A 23,307-nucleotide genomic window follows, 5' to 3' on the forward strand; every position below is an offset into this window, starting at 1 on the left:
CGAGTCAGGCGGTCTGCCGCGCGCACTCGCTGCGCTCGCACCCTTGCAGACCGAGCGGTGTTTTTTCCGAGGCACATGTCCCCGGGAAAAAGCGATTGAAATGCGCGTCCCCGGCATTTGCCTCACCCGGAGGGGAATCCATTGCGATACCAACGGAAGGTTGGGAGGATCACCATGTATTACGGAGAGATCAAAAACTGCGATATCGCCAACGGCGAGGGCGTCCGGGTGACACTGTTCGTCTCCGGGTGTACCAACCGCTGCAAAAACTGCTTCCAGCCCCAGACCTGGGACTTCTGCTACGGACAGCCCTTCACGGCGGAGACAGAGGCACATTTGCTGGATCTGCTCTCCCCCGGCTACATCAGCGGCTTGACGCTGCTGGGGGGCGAGCCCTTCGAGCCGGAGAACCAGCGGGCACTGGTCCCTTTCCTTCGGCGGGTCCGGGCGGCCTATCCGGCCAAAACCATCTGGGGGTTCAGCGGCTTCACCTACGAGGAACTGACCACAGAGGGGACGCACCCCCGCTGCGAGGTGACGGATGAGATGCTCTCCCTTCTGGATGTGCTGGTGGACGGCCGGTTCGTGGAGGAACTGAAGGACATCTCCCTGCGGTTTCGGGGCAGCTCCAACCAGCGCCTTCTTGATCTGAACGCCACCCGGGCGTCCGGGACCCTGCAATTTCTGCCAGACCGGGAACAAGGATAAAAAAACGGCCCGTGGACCTCTCGGTCCACGGGCTGCTTTTCTTTGATGTCACAGTGATCCGCCATGCTGCGGAGGCCTCAGTCCAGTTTGCCGTACACTCCGTCGGAAACCGCTTCCAGCCACTCGTTGGAGCAGCCCTCGCCGGGCACCTCCAGGGCCAGGTGAGAGAACCAGCTGTCGGCCGCGGCGCCGTGCCAGTGCTTCACCTCCGGCGGGATATTGACCACGTCTCCCGGGCGCAGCGCCCGGGCCTCCTTGCCCCACTCCTGATACCAGCCCCGGCCGGCCACGCACAAAAGGATCTGACCGCCGCCCTTGCGGGCGTGGTGGATGTGCCAGTTGTTGCGGCAGCCCGGCTCAAAGGTCACATTATAAGCCCCCACCTGGCTGGTGGAGAGAGGCTGCAGATAGCTCCGACCCACATAATACCGGGCAAAGCCATCGTTGGGCTCCCCGATGGGAAAGACCATCTCCCGCTGGTGCTGCGCCCTGCCATCGATGCCAGCGTCCTCGTCGGCCCAGACCTCCTTGGCCATACGGAAGGCCGCCCAGGCCTTGGGCCACCCTGCGTAGAAGGCCGCGTGGGTCAGGATCTCCGCGATCTCCTGCCGGGTAATGCCGTTTTTCCGAGCGGTGGCCAGGTGGTACTGGAAGGAGCTGTCCACCAGCCCCTGGGCCATGAGAGCCACCACCGTGACCAAGGACCGGTCCCGGAGGGAGAGCTGCGCCTCCCGGCTCCAGACCTCCCCGAAGAGCACATCGTCATTGAGCTGAGCGAACTTGGGGGCGAACTCCCCCAGAGCATCCCTGCCCGCCGTCTGTTTTACTGCCATATGGAAATTACCTCCTATTCAAGGGAAAACGTAACGGCAACCGTCCCCTCCCCCAGCTTTTCCTGCAGGTCGGAGGGATCGTCGATCCTGGCCAGTCTGGTGAAGTTCCAGGTGTTGGTGCCGTAATAAATGGTGACCTGATCGCCCTGGTAGAGGATCACATCGCCAGGCTCCGTTGTGATCCGTGCATCGTTCCGCTCCAGTGTCGTCCCCAGAGGGCCCACCTTCTCAAATCCGCCGTAGTCCTCCATCTCCACGGTCAGCGGTCCCTGGGCAAGGAGTTCTCTGAAAGCCGCAGCGGAACTGTTGTCTGCAAAGGCGGCAAGCAGCTCATGGCTGCCAACAGTGATCTTCAAAGCGCGCTCCGTCTGACCGTTTTTCGTCCCCTCCGGTTCCGCGTTTCCGGACAGGTCCTCCGACAGGGAGGGCGCTGTCTCGCCGGGAGCGGACGGGACAGCCTGCTCCGGACCGCTGTCCTCCCCTCCATCTGACGCAGCTGATCCGCCGGCGGCTTGTCCCGCAGGTTCCGCCGTCACCGGCAGTTCCTTTTGCCCCGGCTCCGCCTCCGATGCCTCCAGTCCGGAGGGCGCTTCCTCCTCTTCCAAGGTCTGGACATCCTGCTCAGAGGGGTTGTAGTCCTGTTCCAGCGGGATCTCCTGCGGCGGCGCGCCGTCTTCGGTCCGTCCGCCACCGCAGGCGCTGAGGCACATGAGCGCAAGGAATACGAAAAAAATTCTGGCCATGCAATTCTCCTTCCGCGGGACATTCACTTCAGGTGAGTTTGGAAAAATTCCCAGATCTTGTCAAACGGGATGATATCCCTCCGGTCGTAGAGGTCGGTGTGGACCGCACCGGGGATGATCAGCAGTTCCTTGTTTCCGGCGTAGGGGCTGTCCTTGACCATATCAGCGTAGGCGTCCCGGCTGAAATAGCAGGAGTGGGCCTTCTCCCCGTGGATCATCAGTACGGCGCTGCGGATCTCATCGCTATATTGTAAAATTGGCATATTCAGGAACGACAGGGCCGACGTCACATTCCAGCCGTCGTTGGAGTTGAGCGACCGTTCCGTGTAGCCTCGCTCCGTCTTGTAGTAGTCATAGTAGTCCTTCACGAAGAAGGGGGCGTCCTCCGGCAGCGGGTCCGCCACGCCGCCGGAGCGGGCGTAAGTGCCGCTCTTGTAGTCCGCCGTCCGCTGAGCCCCAAGAGCCTTCTTCGTCTCATAGCGGGCATCGGCGCTGTCGGCGGCATCGAAGTATCCTCTGGCGTTCACCCGGGTCATGTCGTACATAGTGGAGGTGACGGTGGCCTTGATACGGGTGTCCATGGCGGCAGCGTTCAGGGCCATGCCGCCCCATCCGCAGATCCCCAGGATGCCCACCCGCTCCGGGTCCGCAAAGTCCCGGGTGGAGAGGAAGTCCACCGCAGCGGAGAAGTCCTCCGTGTTGATGTCGGGGGAGGCCACATTCCGCACCGGTCCGCCGCTCTCCCCGGTGAAGGAGGGGTCGAAGGCCAATGCGGCAAAGCCCCGGGAGGCAAGCTCCTCGGCGTACAGGCCGGAGCACTGCTCCTTCACGGCGCCGAAGGGACCGCAGACCGCCACGGCGGCCAGCGTTCCAGACGCGTCCCTGGGCAGGTACAGGTCGCCCACCAGCTCAATGCCATAGCGGTTGTGGAAACGCACCTTCTCCCGGGTCACGGTGTCCCGCAGCGGGAAGGAATAGCCGTTGTATCTCGCTTTCAAATCTGTTCCTCCTTATGATCAAACGCTCTTCCCCATTTCATAGGCCTTTTTCAGCGCAGGGCGGCCCTGGATCTGCCCCACGGAGGTCACGCCGCCGGCAAAAGCCGTTCCGGCCAGACGCGCCTTTTCAAAACAGTCGATCCACCCCATGAGGCCGGTGACCGTCCCGTCCACAGTGTGTTCATTCTCTTCCGCGGCGGCAGCCAGAAGGTAAATATCACGGAACCGGTAATCGGCGGAAAACAGCGGGTTGGAGCGGTCCAGCATGGTTTTCATCTGGCCGCACATGCCGTAATAGTAGACGGGAGTTGCAAAAGCAATCACGTCGGCTGTCTTCATCTCTTGAACCACCGACTCCGCGTCGTCGCGGATGATACAGCGCTGGGTCTTTACACAGGTCAGGCATCCTTTGCAAAAACCGATGGTCTTGTCAGCCAAGAATATCTTTTCCACTTGATTCCCGGCCTCCCGGGCTCCGCGGGCGAATTCGTCCGCCAAGGTGTCCGAGTTGCCGCCCTTTCGCGGGCTGGTGGAAATCACCAAAACCTTCTTGCTCATTGCAGATCCTCCTCAGATAGATGTTTTATGACTTTCGCGGGCATGCCGCCCACGACGGTATTCTCCGGGACATCCCTGTTCACCACTGCGCCAGCCGCCACGATGGCGCCGTCACCGATGGTCACGCCGGGCAGGACAGTCGCATTGGCCCCGATCCACACGTTCTTCCCGATATGGATGGGCGCGGGCAGCATGGTGCTGCGGTCACAGGGGGATTTGGCGTGATTCAATGTGGCCAGCACCACGTTGTGGCCGATCAGGACACCGTCCCCGATGAAGATGCCGCCCTGGTCTTGAAATTTACATCCCATGTTGATGAATACGTTTTTCCCCACATGGATGTTCTTCCCGCAGTCCGTGTAAAAGGGCGGAAACAAGCCGAAGCTCTCGTCCACCGGCCGGCCCGTCAGACGGGAAAAAAGCGCCCGCAGTTCCTGCGGCTCATGATAGCTGCCGTTGATCTGCGCTGTGATCTTCAGTGCCTCCTGACTGACGCCATGCATAAACAGGTGGGTTTCACTGCCGCCCCCGACCGGCCGCCCGCTGTCCAAATGCTTCAAGAATCCTTCCAAATCCATTCTTTACTCTCACTTTCATATTGGTAATCTTATTTTAGCACCCCCCGCGTACAATAACAAATGCCTATAATGAATTTCAAATCATGCTTGCTGTCTATATTTATTGTCCGCTATAATAGAGGTCAACGGGAGGTAACCATGATGGAATTGAGAGTATTGCAATATTTTCTCGCCGTGGCGAAAGAACAGAATATCTCAGCAGCGGCTCACTCTTTGCACCTGACACAGCCCACCCTCTCCCGCCAGCTCCGGGAGCTGGAAGAGGAATTGGGCAAGCAGCTGATGATCCGGGGCAGCCGGAAGATCACGCTGACAGAGGAGGGAATGCTGCTGCGAAAGCGGGCGGAGGAGATCCTGGACCTGGTGGGACGGACCGAGAACGAGATCACCCAGTCCAACAAAACGGTAAGCGGCGATATCTATATCGGAACCGGCGAGACCGACGGAGTCCGGGAAATCGCCAAAGCCTCTTTTCAGCTTCAATCGCTCCATCCAGGCGTTGTCTTTCATATCGTCAGCGGTGACGCCGTGGACGTGTGCGAGCGTCTGGATAAAGGCCTGCTGGACTTCGGAATCCTTCTGGGGGACTTCGACAAAAGCAAGTATCTCTATATGGAACTGCCCATGAAGGATACCTGGGGCGTATTGATGCAGCGCAGCAGTCCTCTGGCGGAGAAGGCGGCTGTCTCCCCCGCTGATCTGTGGGACAAGCCCCTGATCCTCTCCCGGCAGATCGACAACAAGAGCGAGCTGTACCGCTGGCTCCGGAGGGAACCGGCGCAGCTTCACACCGTAGCCACCTATAATCTGATCTACAATGCCTCCTTGATGGTGGACGAGGGAATGGGCTACGCCTTTACGCTGGACAAGCTGGTGAACACCTCGGGAAGCGGCCTGTGCTTTCGCCCGCTGAAACCCAGGCTGGAACTTGGGATGTATCTGGTGTGGAAGCGATCGCAGCGCTTTTCCAGAGCAATGGAGCTGTTCCTGGATCAGCTTCAGGAAAATCTGTATGCGTCCGGTATATCGGGAGAATGACCCCGTCGTGCCGGAAAGGGCGCTCCAACGGCAATCCATATGCCGGGTCTGGCCGGCCCTTTCAGATCTCCCTATTTGGGATCTTGACCGGACCGGGCGCCTTGCAGCCGGACCGACACCACCCCCGCGAGTATGCGGCAGAAGCTCCTGCGGTCAACCCCGGCCAGATGCAGCAGGATGGATTGGCAGGCGGCAGAGATCGCGGGAGTTCATGAAACGGGGCTGACACTGCCAAGCAGCGTCAGCCCCGTTTGGTTGTTTTTCCTTTTCCGCTCCGGCCTATCAGCACTCCTGCCTCATGGCAAAATAGCCGATCAGCACCGTCCAGACATAGGCGCAGGTCTTGGGAATCATCAGCATCCCGATCATGGGCACACTGTCCGCCCACAGCACCACCGGGATATAAAAGCCAAAGCTCAAGACGATGGTCAGCCACATCCAGCGAAATGCCCGATCCCCGTGCGCTCTGGCGCTGCGGTAAAACAGCACAATCACCACAAGCCCCAACAGGGCGAAGGGGATGTTGCGCCAGATGCCCCAGGAGAGCGGCGCGTCGGCGCTGAGCCACTGATTCTGCGGCATCATGCACAGCGCCACCCGCACTCCGGCCAGGACATACACCGCAGCGGTCAGTCCGCTCCGCCCCTTGATCCGGTATCGCTGGCGCCACACATAGTACAGCAGCACATAAAAAACCGTCATGGTGACAGAGGTGATCCACTTTCCCAAGCCCAAGGCGGCGGTGTAATCAGCAAGGCCGGAGGTGCACAGCGCCACCGCCCGGGGAACCAGGTGGAACGCATCGCCCAGTCCCAATACCACCGCCATGAGCCCGAACAAGCGGAACTGGCGGTTTCCCCTGCAGTTCCGGAGCATCACAATTCCGACGGCAATGACCGTGGTCAGATAAACAGCATCAAAGGTTGTCTCCATCATAGCCTGCATAGTCTGCTCTCCTTTTTCAATCTTGCTTCCGGCGGCCGCGGCTTGCACGGCCGCCCCCGCAATAAACGCCGTTCAGTTTCCCGGGCAGCAAATTCCCGCCACCGTGCGGGAATTTCAATAGAGGGTCCTTCGCACGATCTCCAGCACAGCTGTTGGATCACAGTCCTGCCGCAGCAATGCGGACAGCATCAGAGAAAACAGAAGGTCCGCAAATTTCTCTGCCGTAAGCTGCCCGGAAAAGGCATCCGGCCGGACCCGTGCATCCCTTTGGAGGACGGAGCTCAGCCCCTGCAAAATATGCCGCCGGGTCCGCTCCATCCTCCGCCTGCCGTCGGACTTGTCCTCTCCCATAAAGGCCAGCGCGTGAAGCGAGAAAAATCCCGGATACTGTTTGCACCCATACTCCATCCGGCCGTACAGCCAGATGATACAGGCCTGTGTATCCTGGAACACACCCCGCCCCTCCGGGCGATGGAAGATCTCCTCCCAGACACTTTCCACAACGGCCCCGACCAAAGCGGCCTTGGAGTCAAAATAGTTATAAACGGAACCAACCGATACGCCGCAGGCGGCTGCAACCGAGCGGATATTGACCGCGGACCAGCCCTCCCGCCGGATCAGCTCCCGGCTGATTTTCAAAATCTCCTCTTTGGATGTAACAGCAGTATTCATCGCACCGCCCCCCAATATGAACATTGTTCATTATAGGGATTCCAGCACCTTTGTCAAGTCTCTTTCTTCTTTTTGCGGACATAGCGCCCGCTCTACTCTTACAAAACAAACCGTCCTGTGTGACGTTATCACAGAAACCGGTCGGATTTCCGGGTATACTAAGGCCAAACAAAGGAAAGGAGCTGACCCATATGGCGGCTATTAATATGAACAAGGAACAGTTTCAACAGGCAATTGGCGGGGACAGGCCCGTCCTGGTGGATTTCTGGGCTCCCTGGTGCGGCTATTGCCGCCGGATCGGCCCAGCCTACGAGAAAATCGCAGAGGAGTACGGCGACCAGCTTGTGGCGGCCAAGGTCAACATCGATGAAGAAGCTCAGCTTGCTCAGGCGGAGCAGGTGGAGGTGATCCCCACGCTGATCCTCTACAAAAACGGGAAAGCCGCGGGCTCCGTTGTCAATCCCGGGTCCAAGGCGGCCATCGAGCAATTTATTCAAGACACTTTGGCAAAATAAGGAGGGGATATCCATGCAGGAACGGCATGTCTATGATATGATCGTGGTGGGCGGCGGCCCAGGCGGCTACACGGCGGCTCTTTACGCCGCCCGTGCCGGACTGGATACCCTGGTGCTGGAGAAGCTCTCAGCGGGCGGGCAGATGGCCCTGACCGAGGAGATCGACAACTACCCGGGCTTTGAGGACGGGATCGACGGCTTCACCCTGGCGGAAAAGATGCAGCGGCAGGCAGAGCGCTTCGGTGCGCAAAGCGCCTATGCTCAGGCGGAATACATGGATCTTGCCGCTGATCCAAAGGTCCTGAAAACCAGCGAAGGCACTTTTTACGGCAGGACCGTTGTGCTTGCCACCGGCGCCAGCCCCAGAGAGCTGGGCCTTGCAGGCGAGGCGGCGCTCACCGGCCGGGGTGTGGCGTACTGCGCCGCCTGCGACGGGATGCGCTTCAAGGGCAAGACGGTGGTGGTCGTGGGCGGCGGCAACTCCGCGGCCGCGGATGCCCTGCTGCTCAGCCGTATTGCTGAAAAGGTGATTCTGGTCCACCGCCGGGATACCCTGCGGGCCACCAAAATCTACCATCAGCCGCTGATGGAGGCTGCAAATATAGAGTTCCGCTGGAACAGCGTCGTCACGGAACTGCTCCACGAGGACAGGCTAACCGGTGTGAAGCTGAAGGATATAAACACCGGTGTTGTGACGGCGGTTCCCTGCGACGGCGTGTTCATCAGCGTAGGCAGAAAGCCTTCTACCGAGCTGGTGCGAGGTCAGCTGGAACTGGACAAAAACGGTTATATCGTGGCGGATGAGACGACCAAAACCACCCTTCCCGGCGTCTATGCTGTGGGGGATATCCGGACAAAGCCTCTGCGCCAGGTGGTAACGGCGGTAGCGGACGGAGCCACAGCCGTCCATATGGCGGAGGAATTTCTGGCAGGAGGTGTATGAGATGAAAAAGCGCGCGTGGAAATGGCTGCGGCCGGTCCTGTTTACCCTGGGCGGTGCGCTGGCGGGCCTGGGCTATTATGCTCTGGCAGGCTGCTCCACCGGGACCTGTTTTATTACTTCCAGTCCTTTCACTTCCATGGGGTACATGGCTCTCATTGGCTGGCTGCTCTCCGGCGCATTGGGATCATGCAGCTGCAGAGAAAGCTGCAAGCGATAGGCAATTTTTAGGGAGGGGACGGCTGCAGGCACTCATCTGCAGCCGTCCCCTCCTGTTTTGCTTTGAACTTTCCGGCACGCTTTCTCCGCCGCGGTCCCTGCGATTGCCAGCAAATGCCGTTTATGGTAGGATGACAGCGCAAGGCCTGCCAGCACGGAGGGCTTGTCTCCCTGACTGTCAACATCCATGATCTGCGCAGATGTTCCGTCTTCTCCAGCTTTCACAGAGCCCGGGAGCGGTTCACGAAGCCAGGTCTCCCTTCCTCTGCACCGGCAGGGCGAAGATCACTGCAAGTATTGCGCCGCCCCCCCCAAGCCGCAGAGTCCCTGCCCGCACATCCTGCTTCTCTTTAATCAAACTCTTTTGGGAGGTCGATATCATGGCCCGCGCCGACGTGACCGAGATGCCCTTTTCCAAACTGTATCCCCTGCTGGTGGCCAAAGCCGCAAAAAAAGGCCGCGCCCGGCAAGAAGTGGACCAGATCACCACTTGGCTCACCGGATACTCGCCAGCAGACATCGTACGGCTGGAGCAGTCCAGCATCAGTTATGGGGACTTTTTCCGCACAGCCCCCGCCATGAACCCTGCCCGCATCCACATCACCGGGTCGATCTGCGGTGTCCGGATCGAGCAGATCCAGGATCCGCTGATGCGGGAAATCCGGTATTTGGACAAGCTGGTGGACGAACTGGCCAAGGGAAAATCCATAGAAACGATTTTGAAAAAGGCAGGAGCCTCCTCCGGAAACGTTCTGGGATAACCCCTCGCACAAGCGGCGCATCTGCCGTCCGCCAGTCAGCCGAATATATGCAAGATCCCCCATACCGTGCTGGCAAAACACCCCGGCACGGTATGGGGAATGATTGCGTCAGAACGCTCGGCCGGACCGGCCTTCCTTCCGGCCCACAGCGGTCTTATGCGCGGACGATTTTGCTGCCACGCCGGAGCGAACGCCGCGTGTTCTCGTTGCTGCTTTTACAGCTGTCCTTTCCATACCCGGGCCAAGATGTCCTTGAGCACCAGAACGGCGTCGGTTGAATTGTAGCCGTACTCCACTTGCAGCCGCGTGAGCATCTCCCGCAGCTGCGGCGCATAATCCTGCAGGCGCACGTTCTGATGATATACGGCCAGCACCGGATATTTCTTGCTCCACACCTTGTTCCAGTCAATCCGCGCCTGGGCTTCGTCGCTGACACTTTCCACCATCTGCCGGGCCTGCTGCTCGTCAAAGTCATACTCGATCAGTTCATCCAGACTCACATGATACAGCACGGCCAAGCCCTTGGACTGGCGTATGTCGGGCAGGGTCTCGCCGGTCTCCCATTTTGTAATCGTCTGGCGGCTGACCCCCAGCTTTTCGGCCACATTTTCCTGTGAAAGCCCGCTCTTTTTCCGGGCCTGATATAAACTGCTTCCTAAACTCACGGTGGTTTCCTCCCTATATCCGCAATTTCTGCATTAAAGTATACTGTCCGGTCCGCAAAAAATCCACCAGGAAAACCAGGCGCTTTCGCCCGCTTTCCTGCCATTTTCCAGGGCGATGTGCTATACTGGAGAAAACAAGCCGGGAGGTGTCTGCATGACAGACAGAGAGTATCAGGCCGCCGCCTGCTACTGGGATGAAAAAGACGCTTCCAGCATCAGGCTGGAGCGGAGCAGGCTGTGGGCCATGGCGGAGACATACATCCAGGCCAACAACACCTGCGCTCTGGCCACCGGAGCCGGAGACTATGTGCGCTGCACCCCCATCGAATACAGCTGGCATGACGGCTGCTTCTGGATGTTCAGCGAGGGCGGGCGGAAGTTCATCGGCCTTCGGAGCAATCCCCATGTGTGCCTTGCGATCTACGACAGCTACAAAAGCGGCGGCAGCCTCCGCGGAATGCAGGTCATGGGTCTGGCGGAACTGGTGGCGCCATTCAGTGCGGCTTATAACGCTCATGCCGCCCGAAAAAAGATCTCACTGGAAATCCTGCGCAAGCTGCCCAGCCCTATGCACCTCATCCGTATCCGCCCCGTCCGCATCGACTGCCTGTTCTCTGATTTCAAAAAGTTCGGTTGCAGCCCGCGTCAAACGCTGCTGTTTGAGGAAATGCCATTGCAGGAGGATTTCTGATGACATTTGACAGTTCTCTGCTGGAAACTTATCGCACGCTTTTGAATACCACTCCCCTGCAGCAGTCCTATCAGGAATTTGTCCGGCTGTTTCGTTACCTGCGCAGCGAACTGGAGCGGCAGCTGCCAGACTTCCGCTTTCAAAGCGGCATTTGTGAAAACGCTATGGAATACGCCTACTTTTCCCTCACCAGTCCGGCATTGAAAGAAAAGGGATGGAAACTGGTGGTTGCATTCATCCATAAGTCCTTTCAGCTGGAGGTTTGGCTCTCCGGGTCAAACCGAAGCATCCAGCGCCAATGGGCAAACCGGCTGAACGCCTGTCCGCCGCCCATGGAGGCTTCTGCCGATCCGGGACGAACAGAGTACCTGATACGCCTGCCGGTGCAAACCGATCTCACCAACGGGAAAGGCACCGCAGCGGCAATCAGGAAAGCCGTGAAAGATCTGACGGAATTCCTTTCGTCCCAAGGCGGCACCTTATAGGAGAGCCAGTCCATATACCGGCCGAGCAGAGCCGGATATCTCAGGATAAGGAGCCGAACGGCGCACTCAGCGCGGCTGGCTGTTCCCCGGCGCACAACTTGTCCCTTCCCGGGGCGAAGCCGGATTCGGGCTCCGAACACAGCAGAATAAGCAACATCGCTTTTCAGGAGGCAGTACATGACCTATTCCACGGAAGAGCTGCTGGAGGCCAAGCGGCAGATCGATTCCACGCTGCATAAACTGCAGGAAACCGTGAGGACCCTGGAGGGGAAAGCCTCCCCTGCCCGCTATAAATCACAAATCACCTTAGCCAAGCGCCGCATCAATGCCCTTACCATTGCCGTCTCCCTCATCGAAAGAGAGCTGATGCACGCAGCAGAGTGAGGAACAATGCCCGGAGCTTCTGAAAATTCAGAAGCTCCGGGCATTGTTGATCCCGCCTTATCCCAGTTCGCCTGCCTGGACGCGCTGTTTCAGATCAAGTACCTTTTCCTCGATCTGTTCCATGACAGCGAGAAATTCTTCGTCCTCCCTGCCGCTGGGATCCTCCAGTCCCCAGTCCTCACGGTACGCACAAGGCAGCGTCGGGCACTGGACATGGCAGCCCATGGTAACCACGATATCCACCTCCGGCAAAGAAGAGAGGGCCTTACTGTGCTGGGTCTGCTCCATGTCGATGCCGTAGACCCGCTTCATCAGACGCACGGCATCGGGGTTGATCCGGGCAGCGGGGCTCGTTCCGGCCGAAAAGCTCTCAAATACATCCCCGGCCAGCTGCTTGCCCAAGGCCTCCGCCATCTGACTGCGGCAGGAGTTGTGGACACAGACGAAGGCCACCTTGGGCCTTTTGTGCGCAGCGGCCGAAAAGGGGCAGCGTTTACCGATACATTGGTCGTTCCGGCCGCTGTATGGACAGACAGGGACAGACCGCTCCATTTCCACTCCCAGATGCTCACGGGTAAAGTCCACGGCGGCCAGGATGGCCAAAAAGGAGTCCCGCTTGCAGCACCGGGGCCCGCCCGCCTTGCCGATGCTCTCCAGCGCCCGGGCGGTCATCTGATTGCTCAGCCCCCAGGGCTCTCGGGCCAGAGGCGTGGACTGCGTGACAATGGCCAGGTACTGCCCCGCGCTGATTCCGGCCCCGCAGGCTCCCCAAAACCCGCAGACGCCGCCCGGAACAGCCTTGCCCCGGCTGTACATCTCCCGAAGCGCCTCTCCCAGTTCCAGCCGGCCGCCGGCGTTCCGGTATGCAGTGAGCAGGGCCGCTCCCACCATTACATGATGCTCCGGCCCGTGCATATGGCAAAAGGGCAGGTCCATCATCCGTCGGAGGGTGGCAATGGGGTCGGCGGAGGTCTCGGACAGGCACAGGCCGAAGATACTGTCCATTCCCTGGGTATGACAGTCGTTGCAGACATAGTGGCCGTTGACGCAGCGGGTCTTGCTGGGTTCTTTTTTGTGACAGATGGCGCACTCCATGATCTCATCCCGGGTCAGGTACTCCAGAGGCGCTTTACAGATCAGACACTCTTCCGTGCTCAAAGTTCCAACTCCTCCCATTGCCGCAGCGCGGCCAGCTGCTCCGGCGTGTGAAACCAGTGTTCTCCGCCCTCCAGCACGGTGAGTTTGGCGCCGTGCTGCCGGGCGTATGCCTCCGCCGTCCGGCGGGGCGTCATGTTGTCCTCGCTTCCGTACAAAATCCGCACCGGGCAAGTCCAGCGGCTGGGCGGATGCTCCCGCACCCAGCACAGGTACTTCCAGGACAGGGTCTGGCCGAAGGCGGTGGGGATCTCCCCCCGCTCCCGCAGCTGCTCCTCCGTCACGCCGGCCCAGCCCATCATGGTCAGGATCAGGCCCTCCATATCCAGGACCGGGGAGACCAGCAGGGCCCGCTCCGGCCTGCCGGCGGCCAGCATAGCGAAATACGCCCCGATGCTGTTGGCCCGGAGAGAGATGGTCCCCCAGCGGCGCTCCGCCCAGTCCAGCGCCGCCCGGATGTCCGGCACCGCCGTCCAGGGGAGCAGCTCCTCTCCCCGGCCCTGGCGCTCCCCATGGCCGGGCAGGTCGATGGACAGCACCTGGTATCCCCGTGGACAAGCCGCCCGGGCAAAGGCCTCCGCCTCCTCCTTGCAGCCCATCTGCCCGTGGAGGAAGAGATATCCCCGCTCTGCGGGCTCCCCGTACAGGACTGCGGGAACCGCACCGATCGAAAACTGCTGTATTTTCATCACGGTATCGCTCCTTCCTCCAGCGTCACGGCCATCCGCTCCAGGGCAAGTCCCAGTCCATCGAAGCCCGCGCACCGGCTGGGGCGGGTGTTGACGGCGTGATCCAGCAGAGGCTGAGGCTGGCCGGTGGTATCCAGGCACAGATCCAGCGCCAGCACATCCTCCCACGCCCGGTTGAGGTAGGCCACCTCCCGGCGTCCGTGGGTACAGGTGATATGAATATCCTCCGCCCGACGCAGGTACCCCCTGATCTGATCTTCAGAAAATCCGGAGGCGGTGAGACTGTCTCTCAGCCCCTCCCGGAACAGCCCCGGAATATCTGCCCACTGGAGCGGCGGCACATCATAGCGCACAAAGGCATACCGGCTGCGGCAGTGGACGGCCAGCAGGCATTTGCGTCCCCGCAGGCAGATCACATGAAGATCCCAGCACAGGCGGCGGTCCGCCTCCGCGCCGCAGGGCGGCGCTTTCACTTTTACAAACCGCTGCAGGGGAAAGGTCAGTCCCAGTTCCATCACTTCACCGCATGGGGAATGGTGACTTTCTCCACCTGAATCTTCCCATCCTCCAGTTCGGCCATCATCATGGTGATCTCCTGGTGAAACCGCCGGGGGCCGCAGGAGCCGGGATTCAGCCACAAAATGCCGCCCTTTTCCTCCTGCACATACTTGTGAGAATGGCCAAATACCACCACATTCACGCCTTCAAGATCTGCCGGAAGCTCCTTCTTGTTATGGACCATGGCAAAGGTCACGCCCTCCAGGGTGAGCGTAAGATCATGGGGAATGGCCTGCGCCCACTCCTTATCGTTGTTGCCGCGGACCATATAGAGGGGCGCGTATCTCCGCAGCTCGTCCACAATGCTCTGTTTGTTGATATCGCCGCCGTGGAGGATGGCATCGGCGGTTTTCAGCTTCTCCGCCACCTCAGGCCGCAGAAGGCCGTGGGTATCGGATAAAATCGCAAGTTTCATACAGGTGCCTCCCTTCAAGGCTCGATATGGCTGCCGGAGAGGTTCCCGGCCAGGCAGGCGGCGCTGCGCCCCGGCACAAGCGAATGAGTCTCCGTTTCTATCGCCTTAGTATACCAGATTTGCCAGTCTTCTGAAAGAGCCATATTTGCTCCCCCGGCTTTGACGCTCCGCCAGCTGTCCAGAGGGCATGGGATGGATGCGCTGTTTGCAGAGGGCTATGCCCGGCCATGCCCGCTCCCGGCGGGGGTCGCAGTCCTCCGGGCAGCAAAGAAGGAAACCGCCCGGGCGTCAGCTCAGGCGGTTTTGTATTTGACGGAAGAAGCTGCGGGCTTTGTCCAGGTCCCGCTCATTGGGGCGGCCCTTGGCAATGCCGCCCACCAGCCGGAAGGGGCCGAAGGTGTCAAAACCACGGCAGCCGAATGTCCCCAGGACCCGGCAGCCCTTTTCCAGGGCGATCCGACCTATGGCCGATGAATAGCCGCGACGATACACGCCGTAGGTACAGACGAAAAATACATCCTTCCCCTCCGGCAGATACTGACGGGCAAACCGGAGGACCCCTTCCTGGAATGTTCCGTAATAGATGCCGGAGGCAAATCCGATGCAGTCGTATTCTTCCAGCCGCACGGCCCGGCGGGCAGTCACATCGATCAGCTCCGCTCCTCCCTCGCCGGCCATGGCCTCCAGCACCTTCCGGGTGTTGCCGTGGTGGCGGGAGTAATAGCAAATTGCTGTTTTCATCGCCCGCTCTCCTCCAGCGTCCAGCCGAAATCGTTGTGGTAGATCATCTGCCGGGTCATACCGCCGTCAATACAAATGTTCTCTCCGGTAATGAAGCCCGCCTTGTCCGAGCAGAGGTAGAGCACCATATGGGCGATGTCCAGAGGATTGCCCACCCGGCCGGCCGGCTGCTGGACGGCGTCGGGACCGTGGTAGACGGTATAGTCGGTGTCGATCCAGCCGGGGGAGATGGAATTGACCCGCACCTTTCCCGCGAGGCTCACCGCCAGGGCATGGGTCAGGGCGGAGATGCCGCCCTTGGCCGCGGTGTAGCTCTCAGTCTGGGGCTGGCTCATCCGGTCCCGGGAGGAGGAGATATTCACAATGGCTGCCCCGGGCGCAAAGTGGGGTGCAAACAGCTTGGCAAGGTAAAAGGGCGCGGTGACCCCCACCCGCAGGGCGTAATTGAATTCCTCATAGGTACACCGGTCGATCCCCTTCATCAGGGGCAGGGCGTTGTTGATGAGATAGTCCACGCGGCCATAGTCGGCGACGACCCTGGCCGCAAAGTCCTCCAGCACCGCCTGGTCGGCCAGATCGCCCACAAAATAATCATTCGGGAGCAGGTCGATGATGCAGACCTGTGCTCCGGCTTTTCGGAATTCCTCCGCGATGGCCTTTCCAATGCCCCTGGCACCGCCGGTAACCACGGCGACTTTATTTTCAAACATAGCGCTTCCCCCTCATTCCGCGTTCTCGTCCAAAGCCTCCACCAGGAAACTCACCGGGCGGAAGCCGTCGTTGCAGGAGAGCATGGCAGACCTGGGATCTTTCATCCAGCCGTCGTAGAAATCCGATCCCCCATGGCTCAGGGCCAGCACAAAGGGCGAGAGGGTGTCCCAGGCGCTCTGGCAGAAGCCCTCCGGTTTTTCCCAGCCGTTGGCGATGAAAACCCGCCCCTCCTCCATATCGCAGGCATGGGAGATGGGGTTTTCATACCGGGCCATCAGATCCTCATACCGGGTAATGCGCATGACGGTGATCTTACACTTTTTCATATAATGACCCCCTCGCAGTGATCGATCTCGTGCTGGATGATCTGCGCTGTCCAGCCCGTAAAAGTCTTGACTCTCTCCTGAAATTTTTCATTCATCCAACGCACTTTAACGGACTTCCACCGCCTGGCCCGCCGGACCCCGGCAAGAGAGAGGCAGCCTTCCTCCGCTTCATAAGGTCCGGATTTCTTGACGATCTCCGGGTTGAACATGACAAGAAAAGTTCCCTCATTGTCGAAGGCGATGATGCGCTTGTTGACGCCGATCATATTGGCCGCCATGCCCACGCACCTGTTTTTGTGGTGTTCCAGTGTCTCCAGCAGGTCGGCGGCGATCGGAAGGTCTTCTGGCGTGGCAGGCTCCGCCTTTTGGCCAAGAAAGGCCTCATCTTTACAGATATCTCGGATCATCACTGTCTCTCCTTATCCGTTTGAATTGCAGCTGCAATGGTCTCTGCGGCGATGCGGGAACCCTGATCGTTGGGATGAACGCCGTCGGAAGCATAGAGCTCCTGTGTATTGGACAGTTGGTAGAACCTCCACCCCACATCGGCAATGAGTGTACGGCTCTTCTTTGCTGCCCGGTGATAAGCTTCTGATATCCCGCGGGCCATCTCATCATAATCCCAGCCCTTGGCAGCCAGCTTGGAGCTCCCCTTCCGGTACGCCCAGGTGGCGTAGAGGACGGGAACAGCCCCACTCTCCCGGGCTTGGTCACTCAGCCGCTCCACGCTGGAAAAAAAGCTTGCGGGGGACGTGATGGGTCCGTGGCTCATCTCCTGGAGCACCACATAGTCCCAGTCTCCATTTCGCAGTGCTGCCTGTGTCCGGGCGCCCAGTTTTGTTCCCGGATTCAAGTGCTCCGACAGACGTGCTCCTCCCCGGGTGTGGAGGACCACCTCTGCTCCAGTCAGCCGGGCCAGTACCCGGGGCATATCATTTGTAAAGGTTAAGCTGTTTCCCAGCATGAGAATGCGCATAATTGGGGCTCCTTCCCGGAAAACGATTCAACCGGCGAGGCTGCAGCAGTTACCGTCCCGGCCTGAAGGCCTCGCCCGCAGACAAGGAGGACATGTGCGGTACCTTATTGGACTGTCAGCCCGCAAGGCCGGAAAACCCACCGTCTCATTGTCTCGGCAGGTACCGGCTGCCAGTCTGACGCCGCGCTTCATCGCCGCAGGTACTGTATTCTTGAAATCTTTTCTGCTGGCACCCGGAACTGAATCTGAGCAAGGCAGGAATCGCCGGTTTTGTGCCATCCAGGTTTTTCGGAAGGCCATCCCGCAGGCAGTCCATGGCTTCCTGAAATACATCTATCTGCCGGGCGCTTTTGCTCCATAGTTATTCGCCAAACACAGGGCACGGAAACAAAGGTGCTGCCTGTCCCATTCCCAATCAATTCTCTGGTCTCACGGTTCGTCCTGATCTCTCTCCATCGCTTGGGCAATTTGTTTCATAGCCATGTCAATATAGAGATACACCCCATCCCGGTCGCAGTGGTATAGGTTGGAATAACTTGTACTCTCATTGGGGCGGATAGGGTTGGGCTCCACCACCTCAGTGGCTTCCAGCAGGCCGACACCCAATTCCGCCGCAGCGGTAAGAGCCTTTTTCAGCACAGCAAACTGCCCACCGCTCCAAACTCTCTCCAGATCTTCCAGCACCTTTGGTTCCTGCTCCAGATCCCGGAGAAGCTGTAAAACCTGATCTGGCGACAAATATACACCCGAGCAGTAATTTTCGATAATTTGATTTTTCGCCGGATTGGTCAAGGCGGTTGGGATCACCTGCGCCCAAGGGGTAAAGTACCGGGTATATTCCGGCTTCTCTCCTGCCAGAAAGGAAAAGCTGCTTCCTCTGGTGTAATAGTAGTCCCGAAAGAAGCCTTGGATCACTGCAATGTAAAAGCCATGGCTCTTATCAAACAACTCATCGGGCTCTGTCTCCGCCCCGACCCGCAGGGTGTCCAGATATTTTTCCGCGTAGAAATCCTCCATTCCATGCTGCGCGGCAAGGGCCAGCACCTTTTCCTCCTGCCCCCGCTGTATCCAGGTAAGCGGAGTAACATACCATTCCCCTATTTCTTTCGGAGAAATTGGGTGAAAACTCACATCGTATCCCATAAAAGACCTCCTTAGTAATCCAGCAGGATGGGCACCCGCTGTTCCTCGGCAAACCGCATGGCCCGCCAGAACATGGAGAAGGCAAACTTGGCCAGGGATTGGGTGTCATACTGGGTGTGTTCTGGGATGTCCGCCTTGCTGTACTGTCCATCTGCATCGATGGTTCCGTCTACCGGGTATCCTTCCGTATCCGCCCAACCAAGGATGGTATCCTCATCGGCCTGCCACGCCAGCTGGTTTAGCTTCTCCAGCTCCTTTCTCAGTCCGCCCACCGTGCTGATGGCGGCGGTGTTATCGGTGGGAAGCGGTGCCTGAAAGAAGAAAGCGTCCGCCAGAGGCAGCCACCAGGTGGCTCCGCGGAACAGGGACCACACTCGCTCCTCGTCCGATGCAAGGCGGGCGACCAAAGGATGCTCCCCGAAGTTCCAGTCCTTCTCCACAGTGGAAGGCACCGGCTCATTGTATGTATGGCAGGCGGCCACCAGCAGCATAGCGCCGAAGGCATCCCAATCCGGCTTGTCGGTGTAATAGGGCTTCTCACTATCCTCCGGCCAGGGAGTATAGGGGGGCTGGCCCGGCTGAGAAATGGCGCTCAAGATCTGATCCCGCCAGTTCTCCACCGCCGCCTGGACCTCAGCCGGGGACAGTTCTTCCTCGTTATCAGCAGGTTCTCCATCCGGCGTGATCCGGTTAAAAGCGTATCCGTTTTCCTCCGCCCACTGCTGAACAACAGTTTTCCAGTTGTGAGAATAGTACCGGGTCAAAGTTCCGGCATAGATATCAAGTCCCATAGCTTTGCCTCCCTCAAAGTTCCCCGCAGGGTATCCTTGCATTTTCATAGCAGGAAATCAGCTTCTCCAGCCATTCGTCCGAGTAGTTCAGCCGTTTGCTATCTGCAATCAGTCCAAAGTCGTCAGAGATGTACCCTGCCAACTCATCATTCTCCGATCTTTCGTAGACGGTGATGTATGCTTTCTTCTCTATTTCTCGGGTATCAGCAACCGTTTTTCCCTTTTTCAGTTCTTCGAGAGCCTGATAAATCCTGACCCATTCGCTATCAAAAGGATCACTGTCTCTTTGATCTAAGAAATTGTCTATATCGAGTTCTTCATAATTGATTTGGCTAAGTTTATCAAGCAGCTCATACATTTGCTTCTCCCGCATAAATTTCACCTCTTATTCCCACTCAAAGGGTTCCTTTAAGTCATATTTCTCCATAATTTTCTTTTCCAAAGATTCATAGGCATCCATATCCTCTGGCTGCGCTGGAATACCCTTTTCCCACCAGTAACCGTCCCCATAGTAGAAAAACATAGCCCAGTAATAAGGCAGGTCATGGCTGAATACCGCCACTTCCATGACATTGGACACTGGCGCTGCCAGCGGTGTGCGTTCCACTGTCTGGGAGGCTTCCTCATAGGAAATCCCCACCAGTTCCACCAGCAGGTGCTTCACCAATTCGCAGAAGCTGTACTGGTTGAATATGACCTGACCATCCTCATCTTTGAACACAAGTCCATCTCTCACCATGCCATTTCTTTCCGTTTTTTAATCCTCATCCCCGGCCTTAAAGTTGTAGATGGGGCGGATGATCCTCCTCACCTCCGCCGTGGGGCCGATGTTGTCCAGAATATCCTGCATCCCCTTATAGGCCATAGGGCACTCATCCAGGGTGGCCTTGCTCACCGAGGTGGTGTAGACCTCTGCCATCTGCTTTTTGAATTCAGACACCGTGAAGGACTGTTTGGCATCCGCCCGGCTCATCAGGCGGCCGGCGCCGTGGGGAGCAGAACAGTTCCAGTCCTCATTGCCCTTGCCCACACAGAGCAGGCTCCCGTCCCGCATATTGATGGGGATGAGCAGCTGCTCGCCCTCCTTGGCGGACACAGCCCCTTTCCGCAGGATCATGGCGTCGGTATCGATATAGTTGTGGATGGTGGTGAATTGCTCCTCCACATGGAGCTTCATGCCTTTGACGATCTCGTCCATCATAGCTTGCCGGTTGAGCATGGCGAAGTGCTGGACGATCTTCATGTCGTGGATATACTGCTCAAACAGTTCTCCGGAGACATAAGCGAGAGCCTTGGGGATACTGGTCTGTTTGAGGTTTTTCAGCTTCTTCAGTTCTTTCTGGATTTCCTTCTCCCGACCCTCCGCCTTCATCTGAGCCACCAGGGCCTGCAGGGAGGCATCGTCGGTACGGTTGAGCACCTTGTAGCCCGCCTCCTGATAGTAGCCGGCCACCTCCACGCCCAGATGACGGCTGCCAGAGTGGACCACAATATAGAGATTCCCTTCGTCGTCCTTGTCCACCTCAATGAAGTGGTTCCCGCCACCCAGAGTGCCGATGCTTTTTTCTGCCCGGAGGAGATCCACATGGCGGGCGCAGCACAGTTCGCTCAGGTCGATCTCATCGAGATAGCGGTGGGCCTTATCCCGTATGGAGAAGCCGGAGGGGATCTTCTCATAGATCAGCTTGTCCAACTTCTGAAGCTCCAGCCGGTTTTCCCGGATGCGGACGGTCTCCATGCCGCAACCGATGTCCACTCCCACCAGATTGGGCACCACCTTATCGGTAATGGCCATGGTGGTACCGATGGTGCAGCCCTTGCCGGCGTGAATGTCGGGCATGAGCCGGATACGGCTGCCCGCCGTGAATTCCTGATTGCACAGCTCTTGTACCTGTGCGATGGAGGCGCTGTCCACCACATCGGTGAAGATCCTGGCCTCGTTGTATTTTCCTTTAATTTCGATCATGGTTTCCTCGCAATATTCTATGGGGCATGGCTCTGTCAAGTCATTTCGTACAGCAGGGCCGCGTCGTCCTGCACCAGTTCCAAATGGGAGCGCAGCGTTTCAAGTCCGCTTTGTACTGCCTCGGTGGGCAAATCCCAGTCCGGGGCAATTTCGTCGGCCAGTTCCGGGAGGTCCTGCTCCCGCAGAGCTGCCAGCAGTTTAGACGCTAACTCTCCCTCCAGCAGAGCACAGTCCAGGGTGTCCTCCGTCTGGGGAGCAGGAAAACGGACATCCAGATCCAGCTCGCTCTCACACCAGTCCCAGATGGCCATATAGACCGCGCCGGAGCAGTCGCCGTTGGACAGTTCCTGCCGCCGGCCGTCTTTGAGAAGATAAAAGGATGCGATCTGTGACATGGCAATTCCTCCTGAATGTTATTCTTTATCTATCAGCCCTTCTGCCTGCATCCGGATCACATAGAAGGCCCGCACCCAGTCCAGCTCCTGCTCCATGGATTCCTCCAAAGCCAGCAGGCGGCGCTTTCCCAGCCTTCGATCCAGGAGAGCAAAGATGCGGACAAGAGGATTCTCGCTGACAAGGCTTTTCTCGATGCTCTGGTTGTCAAAGATACCAAACGCCTCATAGAACACCTTTTGGTCAAAGGTGCCCTGCTCCAGCGCAAAGGCATGAGCCTGGTTGATGGCCTCTTTTGCAGAGTCGCAATCTTTCAGCGTTGTGGACCGCAGGTGATGAAATTTCGTCCACACATTCTCAAAATAGATGTAGTAGTTGCTCCGCAGTACTTCCACACCGTCCATGCGAATGGCTGCTCGGCCCTCATGGTCAGCGCTTTTGCTGTAACTGGTGGCAAAATACTGGATGTGGCCCCGGAGCGCCGGGCACAGGTAGTCATTCTCCAATTTGTTCCGGATTCCGCTCCAGGTTGACATAGGTACTTGTCTCCTTTCTGATGCCGCTGCGGGCGTTGCCTCTTCCGCAGAATTTGCCTTTTGTGTTTGAAGTGTTATCCGTTGAATCCGCCGACTTCAATTTTATATTTGCAGTCGACCTCGATACAAACTAAATGTCCCATGAAATAGTCGGGTTCCGCATCCAAATCGATGTAAAAGCCAGTTTCACTTCCATTTACAAATACCGTTACATTGTTTACAAACAGTGCTTTTACAAACTCATCTTCTGAAATCTTCCCATCCGCTTCCAGCGTTCCATCTTCGATCATTTCATTCACGACGTCTATGCAGTCATCGTTCTCATCCAAAAATGCTCGGATAATGGTATCTTTATGGTCATTGACCCAATTTACCTTTTCCAAAACGATATCGCCTATATTTCCCTCTGTGCTCTGAAACTCAAGGAGAATTTTAGTCTTTCTATCCCATACGGTCCATTCTCCAACATGAAAGCCGAGTTTGCGATCAAATACAAATTCCGTATTTCCCAAAATCATATTATCCGGCATTTCGACCCTTTTCTTCAAAAACAGTCCCATAATACACCTCCAAAGATTCCTATTGATTGCTCAGTAGGATAACCCATTCGCTTGCTGCTTTTGGAGATACTCCCGGAAACATTCGATGAACTCCCGATTCCGCTTTGGGACATCGAACCCCTTCCGATGGGGAAAGAATCCTTCCCGTTCCACATCGTCCAGCAGCTTGGGCAGATTGGAAAACCGGGCAAAGAACGGCAGTGCATAGTCCTGGATCTGCCCGGAAATCTCCTGGATGGAGCGTTCCCGCTCCAACAGAGTAGATACCTCATAGCGGGGGAAGTCATCATACCGGCGGGTCAGTCGGGCGATGGAGGTGCCCACGATACCATCATAGGTATCCTCCGTCCCTTCCTGCTCACTGCGCCACTGGGCAATCACCGGGGAACTCACATCGAAGAAGGCAGTAAAAGTGGTGGAGCCAAAGCGGATGGAGGGGGAAAAGTAAAAGGAGAACACAAAGATGCCGTCTTTTTTGCAGATGTCATTTTTGCTCTTGCGGTATTTGTAGCCCAGCGGGATCAAGGGCTCCGCGATCCGCTCACAGGTATAGACAAAGATCTCGCGGGCCTTGGTTCCCTTGGGGAAATCCTTCTTCTCCATACTGCCACCTT

At 58.0% G+C, this 23,307-nt stretch carries 35 protein-coding genes and 1 pseudogene; 9 read left to right on the top strand and 27 right to left on the bottom strand.

Annotated features, from left to right (window positions below; genetic code table 11):
* Nucleotides 1–174 precede the first annotated feature (174 nt).
* Nucleotides 175–708, top strand: a complete 534-nt coding sequence (nrdG, locus tag ACVDHE_RS15270) for an anaerobic ribonucleoside-triphosphate reductase activating protein (protein WP_325285072.1) — start codon at nucleotides 175–177, stop codon at nucleotides 706–708.
* Nucleotides 709–785: 77 nt separating this feature from the next.
* Here the strand turns inward: nrdG and ACVDHE_RS15275 are convergent, their stop codons facing one another.
* From ACVDHE_RS15275 to ACVDHE_RS15295, 5 genes are read right to left on the bottom strand one after another with little or no spacing between them, the layout of a single operon-like run.
* The gene (locus tag ACVDHE_RS15275) at nucleotides 786–1,541 is read right to left on the bottom strand and encodes a carboxymuconolactone decarboxylase family protein (RefSeq protein ID WP_458885060.1); all 756 of its coding nucleotides are present in this window, start codon (nucleotides 1,539–1,541) and stop codon (nucleotides 786–788) included.
* A 14-nt stretch (nucleotides 1,542–1,555) separates the two neighbouring features.
* Nucleotides 1,556–2,284, bottom strand: a complete 729-nt coding sequence (locus ACVDHE_RS15280; protein WP_458885061.1) for a cyclophilin-like fold protein — start codon at nucleotides 2,282–2,284, stop codon at nucleotides 1,556–1,558.
* A 23-nt stretch (nucleotides 2,285–2,307) separates the two neighbouring features.
* Nucleotides 2,308–3,282, bottom strand: coding sequence for an alpha/beta hydrolase (locus ACVDHE_RS15285; RefSeq protein ID WP_458885062.1), 975 nt, complete (start codon nucleotides 3,280–3,282; stop codon nucleotides 2,308–2,310).
* 18 nt (nucleotides 3,283–3,300) lie between these two features.
* Nucleotides 3,301–3,840 carry a flavodoxin family protein gene (locus tag ACVDHE_RS15290; RefSeq protein WP_213038810.1) on the bottom strand — a complete coding sequence of 180 codons (540 nt, stop codon included), beginning with the start codon at nucleotides 3,838–3,840 and terminating at the stop codon, nucleotides 3,301–3,303.
* Complete coding sequence (locus ACVDHE_RS15295) at nucleotides 3,837–4,418, bottom strand: sugar O-acetyltransferase (RefSeq protein ID WP_458885063.1); 582 nt, start codon at nucleotides 4,416–4,418, stop codon at nucleotides 3,837–3,839. Before ACVDHE_RS15295 ends, ACVDHE_RS15290 begins: the two co-directional genes overlap by 4 nt.
* A 141-nt stretch (nucleotides 4,419–4,559) precedes the next feature.
* On the opposite strand from ACVDHE_RS15295, the gene ACVDHE_RS15300 reads away from it, so the two are divergent.
* A complete protein-coding gene (locus tag ACVDHE_RS15300) occupies nucleotides 4,560–5,456 on the top strand; it encodes a LysR family transcriptional regulator (RefSeq protein WP_213039790.1) in 897 nt (298 codons plus the stop codon).
* Nucleotides 5,457–5,738: 282 nt separating this feature from the next.
* Here the strand turns inward: ACVDHE_RS15300 and ACVDHE_RS15305 are convergent, their stop codons facing one another.
* Nucleotides 5,739–6,401, bottom strand: coding sequence for a hypothetical protein (locus ACVDHE_RS15305; protein ID WP_213038812.1), 663 nt, complete (start codon nucleotides 6,399–6,401; stop codon nucleotides 5,739–5,741).
* 114 nt (nucleotides 6,402–6,515) lie between these two features.
* A complete protein-coding gene (locus ACVDHE_RS15310; protein WP_458885064.1) occupies nucleotides 6,516–7,073 on the bottom strand; it encodes a TetR/AcrR family transcriptional regulator in 558 nt (185 codons plus the stop codon).
* A 191-nt stretch (nucleotides 7,074–7,264) separates the two neighbouring features.
* On the opposite strand from ACVDHE_RS15310, the gene trxA reads away from it, so the two are divergent.
* The 4 genes from trxA (at nucleotide 7,265) to ACVDHE_RS15330 (ending at nucleotide 9,508) form a co-directional block, all read left to right on the top strand.
* A complete protein-coding gene (trxA, locus tag ACVDHE_RS15315; protein ID WP_325285076.1) occupies nucleotides 7,265–7,588 on the top strand; it encodes a thioredoxin in 324 nt (107 codons plus the stop codon).
* 13 nt (nucleotides 7,589–7,601) lie between these two features.
* Nucleotides 7,602–8,531, top strand: a complete 930-nt coding sequence (gene trxB / locus ACVDHE_RS15320; RefSeq protein WP_458885065.1) for a thioredoxin-disulfide reductase — start codon at nucleotides 7,602–7,604, stop codon at nucleotides 8,529–8,531.
* A gap of 1 nt (nucleotide 8,532) precedes the next feature.
* Nucleotides 8,533–8,748, top strand: a complete 216-nt coding sequence (locus ACVDHE_RS15325) for a hypothetical protein (protein ID WP_213038816.1) — start codon at nucleotides 8,533–8,535, stop codon at nucleotides 8,746–8,748.
* A 379-nt stretch (nucleotides 8,749–9,127) separates the two neighbouring features.
* Nucleotides 9,128–9,508 (top strand): DUF2200 domain-containing protein, encoded by a 381-nt coding sequence (locus ACVDHE_RS15330; RefSeq protein WP_458885066.1) that lies wholly within the window; start codon nucleotides 9,128–9,130, stop codon nucleotides 9,506–9,508.
* Nucleotides 9,509–9,723: 215 nt separating this feature from the next.
* Here ACVDHE_RS15330 and ACVDHE_RS15335 read toward each other — a convergent pair whose 3' ends face one another.
* Nucleotides 9,724–10,173, bottom strand: coding sequence for a helix-turn-helix transcriptional regulator (locus ACVDHE_RS15335; RefSeq protein ID WP_458885067.1), 450 nt, complete (start codon nucleotides 10,171–10,173; stop codon nucleotides 9,724–9,726).
* A gap of 154 nt (nucleotides 10,174–10,327) precedes the next feature.
* Between ACVDHE_RS15335 and ACVDHE_RS15340 the strand changes: the two genes are divergently transcribed.
* From ACVDHE_RS15340 to ACVDHE_RS15350, 3 genes are all read left to right on the top strand, one after another.
* Nucleotides 10,328–10,864: a pyridoxamine 5'-phosphate oxidase family protein gene (locus ACVDHE_RS15340; RefSeq protein ID WP_458885068.1), complete on the top strand. Its 537-nt coding sequence runs from the start codon at nucleotides 10,328–10,330 to the stop codon at nucleotides 10,862–10,864.
* Entirely contained in the window at nucleotides 10,864–11,349 is a 486-nt protein-coding gene (locus ACVDHE_RS15345) for a DUF7000 family protein (protein ID WP_458885069.1), read from the top strand. The genes ACVDHE_RS15340 and ACVDHE_RS15345 overlap by 1 nt, the downstream gene beginning before the upstream one ends.
* Before the next feature lie 177 nt (nucleotides 11,350–11,526).
* On the top strand, nucleotides 11,527–11,733 hold the full coding sequence (locus ACVDHE_RS15350; RefSeq protein WP_458885070.1) for a hypothetical protein: 207 nt from the start codon (nucleotides 11,527–11,529) through the stop codon (nucleotides 11,731–11,733).
* Nucleotides 11,734–11,790: 57 nt separating this feature from the next.
* Here ACVDHE_RS15350 and ACVDHE_RS15355 read toward each other — a convergent pair whose 3' ends face one another.
* The 19 genes and pseudogenes from ACVDHE_RS15355 to ACVDHE_RS15445 all read right to left on the bottom strand — a co-directional run bounded on the left by ACVDHE_RS15355 (nucleotide 11,791) and on the right by ACVDHE_RS15445 (nucleotide 23,296).
* Nucleotides 11,791–12,234: an arsenate reductase ArsC gene (locus ACVDHE_RS15355; RefSeq protein ID WP_458886188.1), complete on the bottom strand. Its 444-nt coding sequence runs from the start codon at nucleotides 12,232–12,234 to the stop codon at nucleotides 11,791–11,793.
* A pseudogene (locus ACVDHE_RS15360) lies at nucleotides 12,226–12,909 on the bottom strand (DUF5714 domain-containing protein); the annotation flags it as partial. The pseudogene ACVDHE_RS15360 and the gene ACVDHE_RS15355, both read right to left, overlap by 9 nt.
* Nucleotides 12,888–13,577 (bottom strand): alpha/beta hydrolase, encoded by a 690-nt coding sequence (locus tag ACVDHE_RS15365; RefSeq protein ID WP_458885071.1) that lies wholly within the window; start codon nucleotides 13,575–13,577, stop codon nucleotides 12,888–12,890. The gene ACVDHE_RS15365 and the pseudogene ACVDHE_RS15360, both read right to left, overlap by 22 nt.
* Nucleotides 13,577–14,092 carry a DUF6933 domain-containing protein gene (locus tag ACVDHE_RS15370; protein ID WP_325285245.1) on the bottom strand — a complete coding sequence of 172 codons (516 nt, stop codon included), beginning with the start codon at nucleotides 14,090–14,092 and terminating at the stop codon, nucleotides 13,577–13,579. The genes ACVDHE_RS15365 and ACVDHE_RS15370 overlap by 1 nt, the downstream gene beginning before the upstream one ends.
* Entirely contained in the window at nucleotides 14,092–14,550 is a 459-nt protein-coding gene (locus ACVDHE_RS15375; protein ID WP_458885072.1) for a metallophosphoesterase family protein, read from the bottom strand. Before ACVDHE_RS15375 ends, ACVDHE_RS15370 begins: the two co-directional genes overlap by 1 nt.
* 288 nt (nucleotides 14,551–14,838) lie before the next feature.
* Nucleotides 14,839–15,291, bottom strand: a complete 453-nt coding sequence (locus ACVDHE_RS15380) for a flavodoxin family protein (protein ID WP_458885073.1) — start codon at nucleotides 15,289–15,291, stop codon at nucleotides 14,839–14,841.
* A complete protein-coding gene (locus ACVDHE_RS15385) occupies nucleotides 15,288–16,001 on the bottom strand; it encodes an SDR family oxidoreductase (RefSeq protein ID WP_458885074.1) in 714 nt (237 codons plus the stop codon). Before ACVDHE_RS15385 ends, ACVDHE_RS15380 begins: the two co-directional genes overlap by 4 nt.
* Nucleotides 16,002–16,013: 12 nt before the next feature.
* Nucleotides 16,014–16,328 carry a TIGR04076 family protein gene (locus tag ACVDHE_RS15390; RefSeq protein WP_458885075.1) on the bottom strand — a complete coding sequence of 105 codons (315 nt, stop codon included), beginning with the start codon at nucleotides 16,326–16,328 and terminating at the stop codon, nucleotides 16,014–16,016.
* Complete coding sequence (locus tag ACVDHE_RS15395) at nucleotides 16,325–16,735, bottom strand: peptide deformylase (protein ID WP_458885076.1); 411 nt, start codon at nucleotides 16,733–16,735, stop codon at nucleotides 16,325–16,327. Before ACVDHE_RS15395 ends, ACVDHE_RS15390 begins: the two co-directional genes overlap by 4 nt.
* Nucleotides 16,735–17,304 carry an SGNH/GDSL hydrolase family protein gene (locus ACVDHE_RS15400; protein ID WP_458885077.1) on the bottom strand — a complete coding sequence of 190 codons (570 nt, stop codon included), beginning with the start codon at nucleotides 17,302–17,304 and terminating at the stop codon, nucleotides 16,735–16,737. The genes ACVDHE_RS15395 and ACVDHE_RS15400 overlap by 1 nt, the downstream gene beginning before the upstream one ends.
* A gap of 429 nt (nucleotides 17,305–17,733) precedes the next feature.
* Nucleotides 17,734–18,447, bottom strand: a complete 714-nt coding sequence (locus tag ACVDHE_RS15405; RefSeq protein ID WP_458885078.1) for a hypothetical protein — start codon at nucleotides 18,445–18,447, stop codon at nucleotides 17,734–17,736.
* A gap of 11 nt (nucleotides 18,448–18,458) precedes the next feature.
* Complete coding sequence (locus tag ACVDHE_RS15410) at nucleotides 18,459–19,238, bottom strand: hypothetical protein (RefSeq protein WP_458885079.1); 780 nt, start codon at nucleotides 19,236–19,238, stop codon at nucleotides 18,459–18,461.
* Nucleotides 19,239–19,251: 13 nt separating this feature from the next.
* Entirely contained in the window at nucleotides 19,252–19,611 is a 360-nt protein-coding gene (locus ACVDHE_RS15415) for a hypothetical protein (protein WP_458885080.1), read from the bottom strand.
* 12 nt (nucleotides 19,612–19,623) lie between these two features.
* Nucleotides 19,624–19,959, bottom strand: coding sequence for a hypothetical protein (locus ACVDHE_RS15420; protein WP_458885081.1), 336 nt, complete (start codon nucleotides 19,957–19,959; stop codon nucleotides 19,624–19,626).
* A gap of 36 nt (nucleotides 19,960–19,995) precedes the next feature.
* Nucleotides 19,996–21,204, bottom strand: coding sequence for an RtcB family protein (locus ACVDHE_RS15425; RefSeq protein ID WP_458885082.1), 1,209 nt, complete (start codon nucleotides 21,202–21,204; stop codon nucleotides 19,996–19,998).
* Nucleotides 21,205–21,239: 35 nt separating this feature from the next.
* On the bottom strand, nucleotides 21,240–21,599 hold the full coding sequence (locus tag ACVDHE_RS15430; protein WP_458885083.1) for a hypothetical protein: 360 nt from the start codon (nucleotides 21,597–21,599) through the stop codon (nucleotides 21,240–21,242).
* 18 nt (nucleotides 21,600–21,617) lie between these two features.
* Nucleotides 21,618–22,133, bottom strand: a complete 516-nt coding sequence (locus ACVDHE_RS15435; protein WP_458885084.1) for an SF0329 family protein — start codon at nucleotides 22,131–22,133, stop codon at nucleotides 21,618–21,620.
* Between the two features lie 74 nt (nucleotides 22,134–22,207).
* On the bottom strand, nucleotides 22,208–22,693 hold the full coding sequence (locus ACVDHE_RS15440; RefSeq protein WP_458885085.1) for a DUF2262 domain-containing protein: 486 nt from the start codon (nucleotides 22,691–22,693) through the stop codon (nucleotides 22,208–22,210).
* A gap of 30 nt (nucleotides 22,694–22,723) precedes the next feature.
* Nucleotides 22,724–23,296: a DUF4304 domain-containing protein gene (locus ACVDHE_RS15445; RefSeq protein ID WP_458885086.1), complete on the bottom strand. Its 573-nt coding sequence runs from the start codon at nucleotides 23,294–23,296 to the stop codon at nucleotides 22,724–22,726.
* Between the last annotated feature and the right edge of the window lie 11 nt (nucleotides 23,297–23,307).

Source organism: Dysosmobacter sp. Phy, from assembly GCF_054476235.1.